The 12,770-nt window shown below is 45.3% G+C and carries 11 protein-coding genes and 1 pseudogene; 8 read left to right on the top strand and 4 right to left on the bottom strand.

Annotated elements, in window-relative coordinates; all coding sequences use genetic code 11:
• Positions 1-49: 49 nt before the first annotated feature.
• From CAL7507_RS02935 to CAL7507_RS02925, 3 genes are all read right to left on the bottom strand, one after another.
• On the bottom strand, positions 50-706 hold the full coding sequence (locus CAL7507_RS02935) for a DUF1295 domain-containing protein (protein ID WP_015126931.1): 657 nt from the start codon (positions 704-706) through the stop codon (positions 50-52).
• 32 nt (positions 707-738) lie between these two features.
• The gene (locus tag CAL7507_RS02930) at positions 739-1,515 is read right to left on the bottom strand and encodes an SDR family oxidoreductase (protein WP_015126930.1); all 777 of its coding nucleotides are present in this window, start codon (positions 1,513-1,515) and stop codon (positions 739-741) included.
• A 439-nt stretch (positions 1,516-1,954) separates the two neighbouring features.
• Positions 1,955-2,767 (bottom strand): hypothetical protein, encoded by an 813-nt coding sequence (locus CAL7507_RS02925; protein ID WP_015126929.1) that lies wholly within the window; start codon positions 2,765-2,767, stop codon positions 1,955-1,957.
• A gap of 84 nt (positions 2,768-2,851) precedes the next feature.
• Between CAL7507_RS02925 and murG the strand changes: the two genes are divergently transcribed.
• The 4 genes from murG (at position 2,852) to CAL7507_RS02905 (ending at position 6,030) form a co-directional block, all read left to right on the top strand.
• The gene (gene murG / locus CAL7507_RS02920; protein ID WP_015126928.1) at positions 2,852-3,925 is read left to right on the top strand and encodes an undecaprenyldiphospho-muramoylpentapeptide beta-N-acetylglucosaminyltransferase; all 1,074 of its coding nucleotides are present in this window, start codon (positions 2,852-2,854) and stop codon (positions 3,923-3,925) included.
• Between the two features lie 46 nt (positions 3,926-3,971).
• Complete coding sequence (locus tag CAL7507_RS02915) at positions 3,972-4,958, top strand: DNA cytosine methyltransferase (protein WP_015126927.1); 987 nt, start codon at positions 3,972-3,974, stop codon at positions 4,956-4,958.
• 308 nt (positions 4,959-5,266) lie between these two features.
• Positions 5,267-5,725: a hypothetical protein gene (locus CAL7507_RS02910; protein WP_015126926.1), complete on the top strand. Its 459-nt coding sequence runs from the start codon at positions 5,267-5,269 to the stop codon at positions 5,723-5,725.
• 59 nt (positions 5,726-5,784) lie between these two features.
• On the top strand, positions 5,785-6,030 hold the full coding sequence (locus CAL7507_RS02905) for a DUF6737 family protein (RefSeq protein WP_015126925.1): 246 nt from the start codon (positions 5,785-5,787) through the stop codon (positions 6,028-6,030).
• A 9-nt stretch (positions 6,031-6,039) separates the two neighbouring features.
• On the opposite strand, the gene CAL7507_RS32175 is transcribed toward CAL7507_RS02905, so the two are convergent.
• Positions 6,040-6,324 carry a hypothetical protein gene (locus CAL7507_RS32175; protein ID WP_160166304.1) on the bottom strand — a complete coding sequence of 95 codons (285 nt, stop codon included), beginning with the start codon at positions 6,322-6,324 and terminating at the stop codon, positions 6,040-6,042.
• Here CAL7507_RS32175 and CAL7507_RS32920 point away from each other — a divergent pair.
• The 4 genes and pseudogenes from CAL7507_RS32920 to CAL7507_RS30045 form a co-directional block, all read left to right on the top strand.
• Positions 6,272-6,467, top strand: a pseudogene (locus CAL7507_RS32920) (magnesium transporter); the annotation flags it as partial. The gene CAL7507_RS32175 and the pseudogene CAL7507_RS32920 overlap by 53 nt on opposite strands.
• A 307-nt stretch (positions 6,468-6,774) precedes the next feature.
• A complete protein-coding gene (locus CAL7507_RS02900) occupies positions 6,775-7,698 on the top strand; it encodes a DUF11 domain-containing protein (protein ID WP_015126923.1) in 924 nt (307 codons plus the stop codon).
• Positions 7,695-11,117 (top strand): hypothetical protein, encoded by a 3,423-nt coding sequence (locus CAL7507_RS02895; RefSeq protein ID WP_015126922.1) that lies wholly within the window; start codon positions 7,695-7,697, stop codon positions 11,115-11,117. The genes CAL7507_RS02900 and CAL7507_RS02895 overlap by 4 nt, the downstream gene beginning before the upstream one ends.
• A gap of 93 nt (positions 11,118-11,210) precedes the next feature.
• Complete coding sequence (locus tag CAL7507_RS30045) at positions 11,211-12,578, top strand: hypothetical protein (protein WP_015126921.1); 1,368 nt, start codon at positions 11,211-11,213, stop codon at positions 12,576-12,578.
• Positions 12,579-12,770: the final 192 nt, after the last annotated feature.

Below are 12,770 nucleotides of genomic sequence, written 5' to 3'. Positions count from 1 at the left end.
TATCACAGTGGGAATGGCTAATTAAGTACAATTCAGGTAATGATAATAACTACCAAATAAAAGGAATCAAGCGGCTGGTAGATTTTTGGTACTCAGTATAATCTGGATACTTGGAAGACATTGACTGGTCTTTTTGGGACATCCGTTGGAGTGAGGCAAATAAGACTGCTACTGGCACTAAATAAGCCCAAGGTGAACCAGCCACTACACTAAAACTTAGATACCTTAGCAAATCGCCGAAGTAATTAATATTGCGGGAGAAGCGCCAGATACCATCACTAACTAGTCCTGCACCATACTGCTTGGCAGTAAGTTTTTGGACATCTGCGGTGGCATTAATCAATGTACCAAAAGTATATAGTGGTAGTGCGATCGCCGCCTCCGTCATGGATAGAGGGACGGGATTTGTAAATGCCAAGTATCCTGGTAGAGTGTAAAAAATACCGACAAACAACAGCACAAATATGAACCCACTAACCCCCATAGGTTCATTAAATAACTGTCGTCGCTGGGGATAGAACCACTGTTCTAGTAGCCACCAGAGACAATAACCGATGTGAAGACACAAATAGATTACTTGTCGTAAGTCTTGGATGCCGAAGATCACAGCAAAAACCACTAAAAGGCCAATTGTGAGAACTTTGGCTGTGTTAATGGCTGTGAGTGCTGTCACCCCGGGTTTTTCGACGTTAGCAGTATTCTGCATAAGTTTACCGACTTCATCTTTTTCCAGATTGGTTAATTTTCTCGCCGATGAACTAACGTGGCGCTAGCTTGGTCAACGGGCATGAGAATCACTTCGTTAATGTTGACATGAGGCGATCGCGTGGTACAAAAAAAGATCACATCAGCAACATCTTCTGGGGTAAGGGGCTTAACTCCTTGGTAGACCTGTTTGGCGCGATCGCGATCGCCATGAAATCTGACTTCGCTAAATTCCGTTTCCACCATCCCCGGATCAACAGAAGTCACACGTATAGGAGTACCCAATAGGTCTTGTTTTAAACCTTCAGAAAGCGCTTTGACAGCAGCTTTAGTCGCACAGTAGACATTACCACCAGGATAAGTTTGATGTCCAGCGGTAGAACCCAGATTTACCACATGGCCGCGACCACGGCTGACCATTCCCGGAACAACATAGCGGGTGACATAAAGCAAGCCTTTAACATTGGTATCAATCATTTCTTCCCAGTTTTGAAAGTCGCCTGCGTGCAACTTATCTAAACCGCGACTCAGTCCAGCGTTGTTGATGAGGATGTCGATGTCAGACCAAGAGGGGGGTAGGGTAGAGATAGCAGATTCAACAGCAGAGCGATCGCGCACATCTAACTGTAACAAATAAGTTTCAGTTGCCAAGTCTTTACTGAGTGCATCTGCGATTTCCTGCAATCGTTCTAGTCGTCGCGCCGCCAAAATCAGTTTAGCACCAGCGCTAGCAAAAATTTTGGCACAAGCAGTACCAATACCACTACTTGCACCAGTGATTAAAACGATTTGATTTTGTAAGGAAGTCATGAGTCAAAAGTCAAGAGTCCAGTGTCAATTGTCCAACAATTTGGAAATAATAGACCTGCCTTGTGTTTAATCTGGCAAAAAAATGTATAATTTGTCTCCTGTCTCCTTCGTCTCCCTTACCTCCCCAGTCCCCAGTCCTGTTCGGTTGAGCGTAGGCTGTTGACTCTGAGGGTTTTCAGCCCAAAATGCATCATACAAAATAATATTCGTAGTTAACGTTATCATCAGGGCACGGCAGTGCCGATGCCCCTACGGTAAACACAAAAATTGCATGATATTTTTTAGCTAATTTCGTACAAAGTCAACACCCTAGTACCGCAAGGCGGAAGTCAAAAGTCAAAAATCAAAAGTAATATGGAGTAAGCTTTTTAGCGATTGAGAATGGGCTGCTTATTTCCGCCGCACTGTACTAGGTTGAGCGTAGTCGAAACCCAATCCCTTACTTATTTACCACTTGTAAGCGCTGAGTCACCATCGTCATCCCATTTCCCCGGAGGATCACTGCAGAAACCCATTGATTACCAGGAGTAGATGGGGCGCGTCCGACTTTAAAAAGTCCGCCAGACGTGAGTAATTCCAAATCCACAGATGTGGGACTGAGATATTTATCTGCTTGGATGGGTTCTTCTAACGCCGTTCCTAGCAGAAAATCATCACCCAGCGGTTCTTGAACGATCGCATCAAAACTATACGGCTGACCGACCTTTACCTGCTCAGGTAATTTAATATCTACTTGGGGTGGCTTACTCCCAGAGGTAAGTAAGGTGCGTTCCGACAAAATTTCTTGGCTAACAATTTTTGCACCTGTAACCCGTTGACGTGATTTAATTGTGGCATTGAGAGCCAAATTATTACTGTTAGAAGAAGGTAAGCCAGTTATCTTAGTTACCGTTTCGGCGACAATGGCATTACCTTCAGTCTTCCAAGACTGTAGCTGTGTACTGTATCTTAATTGTGGATATCGCTTCCAAAGGTCAGTCAAAGATTTTTCTAAAGTCTGGCGATTTAATCCATCACCATGAGTAAAATTAGGGCTATAGAATTCGATCACCTTTTTAACATCACCCTGGCTAGCAGCTGCATCAACCTGTGTCAACAGGTTTTTGAGTTCGGGAGGGGCGTTGTCGGGAGTACTAGCTTGGGCACATTGCCAACTACTGGTAATACCGAGTGTCAGTAGAAAAAGAATTAGCCAAATACGATTGGGAAATTGGTGTTGGCGTTTCATCAATAAGGCAATAATGTTAGTCATTGGGAATAGTTTACTGATTTGAGTAAAGAACGTCAGGAAATTGTTTTATCTTAATTAAGTTAGGAGCTAAACGGTAGAGACTTGATGGTAGATGCACCGATTAGATTACTAATAGCTGCCAGTGGGACTGGTGGACATTTGTTTCCAGCGATCGCACTGGCCGAAAAACTGCCAGATTACGAAATTGAATGGCTGGGTGTCCCCAATCGGCTGGAAACTCAGCTCGTGCCTAAACAGTATCCCTTGAATACTATTGCAGTTGAAGGGTTCCAACAAGGATTTGGCATATCATCTCTACGCATCTTGGTTAAACTCATCAGTTCGATTCTGGAAGTTAGGCGACTCCTGAAACAGGGGAAATTTCAAGGCGTGTTCACCACAGGGGGTTATATCGCTGGGCCAGCAGTTATTGCAGCGCGTTCCTTAGGATTACCCGTAGTTTTTCATGAATCTAACGCCTTACCTGGTAAAGTAACACGCTTTTTTGGCCCTTGGTGTACTGCCGTAGCGCTAGGGTTTGCAGCCGCTACCAAGTACTTACCTCGTGCCAAAAATGTCTGCGTAGGTACTCCCGTGCGATCTCAATTCCTCAATGCAAGAATTGATGCCTCGCTAGATTTACCGATTCCTGACGGCGTTCCTTTAATTATCGTCTTTGGTGGTAGCCAAGGTGCCATTGGTATCAATAAATTAGTTCGCCAATCAGCGCCTGCATGGTTTAAGGCTGGTGCTTATGTAGTGCATTTGACTGGGGAGCAAGATCCAGATGCGGATAGTCTTCAGCATCCGCAGTACATAACGTTGCCGTTTTACCACAACATGGCAGCGTTGTTGCGACGGGCAAATTTAGCCATTAGCCGTTCTGGTGCAGGTAGCTTGACAGAATTAGCAGTTTGTGGAGTGCCAGCGATTTTGATTCCTTATCCCTTTGCTGCCGAAGACCATCAAACCTACAATGCAGAAGTGTTTACCAAAGCTGGTGCGGCGTTAGCGTTTAAACAATCAGAGTTAACATCTGAGACATTGCAAAATCAGGTTTTGAGTTTGTTACAGTCACCGATAGAATTAGCCAAGATGGCAGAAAAAGCAAAAGCGATCGCAGTTCCCGATAGTGCCGATAAACTGGCCTCTTTAGTGCGTGAAATATTGGAGATGTAAACAGCTTATGATATGCAAGCACTAAATTTTAACAAGCTAACGCAGCATGAGCTACGTCGATCAGATAAATCATCTACTTAAACCTGCACCTTCCCGCAGTCCATTGGTATTAGACTTATTCGCTGGTTGTGGTGGTTTATCCCTTGGGTTTGAAGCACAGGGTTTTTCCACCCACGGCTTTGAAATGGATGCAGATTCCTGTACCACATATCAAACAAACTTAAAAGGAAACTGTACTCAAATTGTTCTCACACCAGAGACAGAATTACCACTCGCTAAAGTGATCATAGGTGGGCCACCCTGTCAACCTTTCAGCGTCGGCGGAAACCAAAAAGGTTTACAAGACTCACGGGATGGCTTTCCTATTTTTATTAATGCAGTCAAAAAGCTTTGTCCTGAAATTTGGCTCTTGGAAAATGTGCGAGGACTACTGTATAAAAACAGATGGTACTTGGATGAAATTGTCCAATCTCTTCAGAATTTAGGTTACATCGTCGAGTGGAAATTGTTAAATGCTGTTGATTTTGGCGTTCCTCAGAATCGTGAACGTTTGATAGTTGTCGGACATAAAGGAAACTTTAGATTTCCTCAATTACTAACAAGAAACATATCTGCAGGCGAGGCTTTAGGAGAACTTGCTTATCAAGTACCGCCAGAATCAAAATTCCTCACACCTAGCATGGATGCATATGTAGCCAAGTATGAAAAAGCTTCTTTTTGTAAAAATCCCCGTGATTTGTATTTAGATAAACCTGCAAGAACCTTGACTTGTAGAAACTTAGCTGGTGCTACAGGTGATATGCACAGAATTAAACTTCCTGATGGGAGACGGCGGCGTTTATTTATGAGAGAAGCTGCTAGGTTGCAAAGTTTTCCTGATTGGTTTGAATTTGTGGGTTCAGAAACCAGTTGTTTTAATCAAGTCGGAAATGCAGTTGCCCCATTATTTGCCTTTCACCTAGCTGGAAGTGTGAGAGATTATTTACAATCTGATAGCAGATTATCACCAAGCAAAATGGCGATAAATTTTTAGGTGTTTGGTTATCGCAATAATCTGTATAAAAGCTTTTATACACAGTTGATGCTGTTTAATAGCAATCTAAAGAAATTATTTGTTTGATATCTATATAGGACTAGTATTTAATTTTTGAAATACACATAATAGCCCACCATCTCTAGGTTTTGATGGGCAATGCCCGCCCTACAGATACTGTTCAACATCAGCCTAAATTATTTGTTTTATATCTATAGTATTTTTATAGTTAGCTTGCTAAAGTAATAATACAAAATAAGATAATGCACTTTTATTAAGCGTTGATAAAGATTTTTACAGATAGCTTCATGAAACGAACAACTCTTTACCCTCTCATAGCTTCTTTACTCATAGGACTATTAGGACAGTCAAGTACTGCTCAAAGTCCCAAAAACCATAATAAAATGGTCATAAAAAACTCAGAACAGTTAGCTGAACTGTACAACCTTACTGTGGTGAAAGTTGCTCAAGCCACCAGCGTAATTGATGAAAAAAAAGCTTTTAACCTAATTTGGAAACTACCAATAGTGCAACGCAAAGCACGAGAGATTGAACAACTCTCTAAAGGAACTATCCGTGTTGCTGCAGTTATTGAAAGTTCACCGACCCCTGATGAATCTTATTATACAATTCGAGTAGTTGAAAATCATGTAAAACATGTTGATACAATTTTTTGGTTTCGTGTGTTGACTCCCAGCGGTAATATTGAGGTTTTAGACCTTGTAGAGAACCAATACATAACTTTAGACAAATGGAAACCTAATTAGTATGGGAACAGGGGGCAGGGAAAAATGACCAATGAGCAATGACAAATTAAATAAAACTAATGTCTGAACAAAAGCCTCTAAATCCTTGGAACTACAAACCTTGGTGGTGTCAACCCTGGTCTATACTTCTTACAGGTGTCACTTTGATTAGCGGTAGCTGGCTAATATTTAAAATTATCTGGCTAACAATTCTGATTTCCATCCCCATATTGATATGGATGGGCTTTTTCTTGTTAATCTGGCCACAACTAATGATTCGCAGTGGCGTTTTGGACACCTATCAAAGTAACAATTTGGGAAATTAACGTTTTTAGTCAAAGGTCAAAATTCCTTAGCACTCTTTTGTCACTCTCATGAAAGTGACGGAAGAGTGCTAAGGAGATTTCTTGCAAACGACCTCTCTGCCTGGCTGGAGAAATCCAACGGACACTTCGTTCAATTCGGCGAAGCCGTCCACATGAGTGTCCTCCTCCAAGTAAGCCGACTCGTGGAAGCTTAGAATCCCCGCTATTTATGGTTGGGGTGGGTGTCGAAAGGAAAGTTAGAAGTGCGATCGCACTAGGTAGCCGCCTGGTAGCTATTTCGGTATTAGCTTCCATATCCAATTCTGCACTGCCGTTTTTATTTCGTTTACTTCACTATAGATCCAGCCGTGATCTCAGCCTCGCTGATCACCACAACAGTTGACATAGTCGGCGTTTTGATTTATTACAATTTGGCGCGGGTAATTTTAAAGTTATGAGTTTTGAATCAATAGTCAAGTTACTTGCTGTCTGATTTTCACTAAATGCCTCTCGGCTCTTATTTTAATTGGTATAGTTCTCAATGAATTAAAGATTTTGTAAAAGTATTCCTCAAAAAATGTAGTTTTATCAAAATTTCGTAAAAAAGCATCTGTATCAAGTTGTTTATACAAATACCAGTGGTTTTTTGGTGATACCATGCTTTGAGCAGCAAAAAAACTTGAAAACTTTACAAAAAAGCTAGGTTTTTTACAAAAACCTAATCAAATACTAATAAAAACCTCTACTATTTCTTGATGCCTGCCAATGACATTTACTTTCTCCTGGATGAGGCGTAAGGAACTCTTTTTTACGCTCACATTTCTAAGTATATTTACTTATAATAGCGGAGTAAGCAAAGCGCAAACAAGCGCAATCAGCAACACAGCAAGGGGAGGAGCAAACGGGATAGCACCAAGCAACTCAAACACAGTCAGACTAACAGCAACACAAGCAGCCCTAGAAATAATCAAAACCGGAGACAGAGCAGCAGCAGAACCAGGAGACACAGTAGTATACCGACTAGCAATCAGCAACAGAGGCACAGCAGTAGCCAGAAACCTCAGCATCACAGACAGACTACCCCTGGGAATCAGACTGATTAATAAATCACTCACAGGCACACTCAACAACACAAAAATAGAACTCAATAGCAGCAGAGCCAACCAAACAATCACCATCACCCCCAACCCCAGCATCGAACTACAACCAAACCAAACCCTCAACATAGAATACGCCGCCGAAATCACACCAGACGCCATCAGAGGCACAGGGAGAAACCTCGCACAAGCCCAAGCCAGCGGACTCATCAGCAACCAAGCCAGCCACATATTAAGAATCAGACCAGGAATCATCTCAGACTGCGGCACATTAATCGGGCGAGTATTCATCGACAAAAACTTCGACGGCGAACAACAAACCAACGAACCAGGCATCCCCAACGCCGTCATCTACATGGACGACGGCAACCGCATCGTCACCGACAGCAACGGACTCTACTCCCTAAGCAACGTCATCGCCGGATATCGAGCCGCCACACTAGACCTCACCAGCCTCCCAGGGTACGCACTCGCACCCAACAAACACTTCATCGAAAAAAACAGCCTCTCACGCATGGTGAAACTAGCACCAAGCAGCATGGTCCGCATCAACTTTGGAGTCACACCAGCCTTCGCCGGAGAACAGCGATGACAACCCACAAACCCCAACAAAAAACCAGCAACTGGCTCAGCAAAAGCAGCATCGGCATCCTCCCCACATTCCTCAGCCTCATCTCACCCAGCCTTGCCAGCACCCCAGAAAACTTCCCCAACATCAACACATCCCAGGCAGAAGACCCCCAAGAGGGACTCTTGACTGGGGAACTCGGGGTCCCCGCTGGGGATCAGGGGGAATGGGGATTCTTGACCGAGAAAATAGCCCAAAACAACAGCCCCAGCCCCAGCATCCCCACCCCAAACCAAATCCGCATCGAAATCGCCCCCCAAGCCGACCCAAAAGTCGCAGCAGACGGACGTTCCACCATCAAACTCACAGGACAAATCACCGACCAAAACAGTCAACCCATCCTCGAAGACCAAATCATCACCCTCACCACCAGCGCCGGCAAATTCATCGGCGCCGACTACAACAAAGACCAAGGCGGCTTTCAAATCCTCGTCAAAGGCGGCGAATTCAGCGCCACACTCCAATCAGACATCAAACCCCAACAAGTACGCATCCGGGCAGCCCTAGAGCAAAACATCACACCCATCAACGAAGCATTCCCCCAATCCACAGACACCTCACTCAGGGACAAATTGAGTGAGAACCCCATAGAAGCCTACACCCAAATCGAATTCACCACCTACCTCCGTCCCTCACTCACCACAGGCATCATCAACCTGAGAATCGGACCGCGGGGCACAAACTACTGGGGAAGCTACCGCGACTACCTAGACCCCGACCGACTCGGCGGCACACAAGTAGACTTCAGCGCCCAAGTCTTCGCCACAGGCAAAGTCGGCGACTGGTTATTCACAGGCGCATACAACAGCCAGCGCCCCCTCAACCAAGATTGCGAACAGCGAAATCGGCTATTTGGCGGCGTGCAATTCTGCGAACAACAATATCCCGTCTACGGAGACAGTTCCACCTCCATAGCCACAGCCCCCTCCATCGATAGCGTCTATGCCCGGTTCGAGCGTAGTTCAAAAGTTCCCGGCGCCGAGCCAGATTACCTGATGTGGGGAGACTACGACACCAAAGAATTCAACCGCACCTCCCAACTATATACCGCCACCGCCCGCCAGCTACACGGCTTCAAAGCCAACTACAACTTCGGACAACTACAAGTCACCGGACTCTACGCCAACAACATCGAAGGTTTCCAACGAGATACCATCGTCCCCAACGGCGTCAGCGGCAACTACTTCCTCTCCAAAAGACTATTAGTCGCCGGGAGTGAAACCGTCTACTTAGAGTCAGAAGAAATCAACCGTCCCGGCACAGTCCTCGCCAGACAACAATTATTTCGTGGTAGCGATTACGAAATAGATTACGACCGGGGCACACTCTTATTTCGGCGTCCCATCCTCGCCACCGAACTCAATCCCTTCGGTGCCACCTTAACTAGAAGGATAGTCGTCACCTACCAAAACGAAGGTGGACAAGATTCCCAACTATACGGCGGCAGACTACAATACAACCTCACCAACGATTTAGCTAGTAAATCCTTTGTGGGTGCATCCTACCTCTTAGAAGACCAAGGCGCGCAAGATTGGCGGTTATTTGGTGCAGACTTCCTCGTTTCCTTAGGAAATGGCAGTCAAATAGTCGGGGAATATGCCCGGTCGAATAGTGGTTTGCTCAACGGCTTCAATGTCAACGGTTCGGCATATCGCTTAGAAGCGGTGGGCAATTTGGGGAGGAATCTGGTCACCCAAGCTTACTATCGGGCAGTCGAACCAAATTTCGCCAATAATTCTACAGTCAGTTTTGCCCCAGGACAAACTCGTTATGGAGCGTCGTTATTGGCGAAGGTGACGCCGACGACGAGTGTGAGTGTAGCATACGACCAGGAAGAGAATTATGGCACAAGTGCGACTGGGGTGACAGACTTTTTTGACTTATTTGACCCCCAACCCCAAACCCGTCCCGGACAGACGGTGAATAATACGCTCAAGACTTTTCGGGCGGGGATTTTGCAGCAATTGGGTCTAGCGGATGTGAGTTTGGAGTATGTGAATCGGGCGCGGTCAGACCGTGTGAGTAATAGTTTGAGTGGGGAGGCGTCACAGTTGGTGTCGCGGCTGAAGTTGCCGATTACCAAGTCGTTGACGTTTCAGGGGCAAAATGAGTTGAATTTGGGTGGGAGTGACCCGTTGTATCCGAATCGCACGACCTTGGGCTTGGATTGGCAGGCTTATCCGGGTGTGAAGTTGCGCCTGGCGCACCAGTTTTTTGATGATAGTAGTTTGGTGCCGGGGAATTCGCTGACGACGTTGGAGACGATTTTGGACAGGAAGTTGTCGGAGGATACGAGTTTGACTGGTCGCTATGCGGTGCTGTCGGCGTTTAATGGTTTACAGGGTCAGGGGGCGGTGGGACTGAGTCATCGTTGGGCGGTGGCGCCGGGTTTGCGGGTGAATGTGGGGTATGAGTATGTGTTTAAGAATATTTTTAATGGGACGGCTCAGGGGTCGCAGTTTGGGCAGTATTATGCGGTGGGACAAACGGCTTCAACTTTGGGGCTATTTTCGGGTGCGGTTTATAGTTTGGGGTTGGAGTATACGGATAATCCGAATTTTCAGGCGAGTACTAGGTTTGAGTATCGGGATGGGGATGAGGGGAATAATTTGGTGATTACGGCTTCGGCTGCGGGGAAGGTGTCTAGGGCGCTGACGGCGTTGGTGCGTTATCAACAGGCGGGGGAGGCGAATGTGTTTTTGCCGACGAGTAGTTTGGATGTGTCTGGGGTGCGGTTTCAGCAGTTGGGGGATACGGCGAATCTGAAGATTGGTTTGGCTTATCGTGACCCGAATGATGATAGGTTGAATGCGCTGTTGAAGTATGAGTGGCGGCAAAATTTTGATTCGATTCCGGAGGCGCAGTTGTCTGGTGCGACAGCCACTGGAAGCGTGTTTTCGGCGGAGGCGATTTATGCTCCTTCTTGGCGCTGGGAGTTTTATGGTAAGTATGCGCTGCGGAATGGGGTGACTTTTTTGGCTGGGGATAGATATGATGCGTCGGTGAATTTGGCGCAGTTGCGGGCGACTTACAGGTTGGGTTATCGGACTGATTTGGCTGTTGAGGGTCGCTGGATTGGTCAGGTTTCTAATGGGGGGACTGATTATCAGGAGTTGGGTTTGGCGCTGGAGGGGGGTTATTATTTGACTCCGGATTTGCGGGTGGGTTTGGGTTATGGTTTTGGCGGTGTGGATGACCGCGATTTTTCTGGTTATCGTTCTGCTGGGGGTTTTTATCTGAATATTTCTTTGAAGTTGAATGAGCTTTTGGGTGGTTTTGGTTTGCAGAAGCCTTCTCCCCCTCAGCAGCGTGAGTCTTTGGTGTCTGATTCTTCCCAACGTCAACTAATTAACCTTTTGCGACAATCTCTAGCGCGTCGGTAGCTTTTATGCTGCTTTACAGCACCTCTGCTGTTGGGGTAGATCCTTAAATGGTATCTGTTTAAACTTTAAAACCTGTCTCAAATCAAATAACTAATGAAAGGACGTTTTAAATATTCCCCTAACTTAACCCTGGGTTCCATGCGGTCTAGTTGCACTACCAGAGTGGAAATTGTTTCACCACCAAAAATTGCCATAGCGAATCAGCTTTTAACTTTAAGAATTCGTTTATCCCATGCATTGTTAACTGTGCCCTTTGTGATGTCTGGGATCGGATATCTACCACAGGCTGCTCAAGCTCAAATAATTGATCGAGATGGTAACGGGTGTCCTGCTGGTACAAGAATCGGAACAACTAATTTCATTGTTAACGGAAATTTTGCTACTAATGCTGGAACGGGTCTAGGTGTTGCCACTGGACCTGCTCCTGTACCGCCCATTCTAAGGTTTACCAGTGATTTACCTTATCGAGGTGATGGACTTTACCCTGATGATGGTGCAGGTGGGGGGCTTTCTATCCAAAGTGGTTCTGTAGACTATACTGCAAACTTTGTTGCTGGTCGGCCTTTTCCGGGAGATCCGGCAAATGGTGTACCAGCCTCCAACACTTATCTTTACTCAAACCCTAATGTCAGGGCAGATGGGACTTCTGCCATTACACCTGGCAATCCCATTATTTGGAGTCAGACGGTTACAGGATTACAACCAAATACAACTTACAATTTTATTGCCTATTTTTATAATCTTCTAACCGTACCCGGTGCTTCTCCAATCATTGTTTTGAGGATCGGATCTTCTACTGGGAGTTCTATCTCTGGCGCTCCTATTACAGTCAGCACAAGACAACAATGGATTCCAGTGCAGTTTGCTTTTACTACAGAGGCAGGTCAAAATTCAACGACTTTAACGATTATTGATCAGGCTAATGATATTGCTGGGGATGATTTTGGCTTGACAGCGATCGCTCTCAATAAATGTGAACCATTAAGCAGTAATGGAGGTTTGACCCTAGTCAAGCGGATCACGAGTGCAACTAGAGGTGGAGTTCCTATCAGTGGTTTATCTTTCTCTGACGTGATTGCTGATACTGACGCTAGTGCTATTAACCAGGCGGGACTGAGACCTGTAGGATTAACTTCAATTCCTGACACAAACCCTTTACAAAGCGGCGATGATGTGCAGTACACAATTTACTTCCTCGGACAACAAGCGTTGGAGAATTTTAACTTGTGTGACCTGATTCCTACAGGAACAAGTTATGTACCCAACAGCATTTCTATAGCGGGGTCTGGTGCTGGTGCAGATCAAGGGAGATATTTTTCACCTTTGACATCCTTGGAACAAGTAGCTGAAAGCAATGTCTGCGAGAATCGCAGAAATCCTAATGGTACAGTAATCGTCAAGTTAGGCAATGTTCCCAGCGGTCAACCTGGCTCTGTGAGTTTACGCGTCAAAATCAATTAATTTACACAGTATTTTGATTGGTCAACAGGCAAGAGTCAAGAGTCATACTCTCTTAATTCTGATACCAATTTAAAAAAAGAATGCAACAGATGGAATGAGCAGAAGCTTATAAGTAACTCGGCGTAAATAATTGTTGCTGGGATAAGGCAATAGGTAGAAGGGTTTGAGCCTTGTTTGCTTTTCTTCGCATAC

Source organism: Calothrix sp. PCC 7507, from assembly GCF_000316575.1.
In the GTDB taxonomy this organism is placed as follows: domain Bacteria; phylum Cyanobacteriota; class Cyanobacteriia; order Cyanobacteriales; family Nostocaceae; genus Fortiea.
Note: the sequence above shows the minus strand (reverse complement) of the source record. Positions and strands in the feature narration are given on the sequence as shown.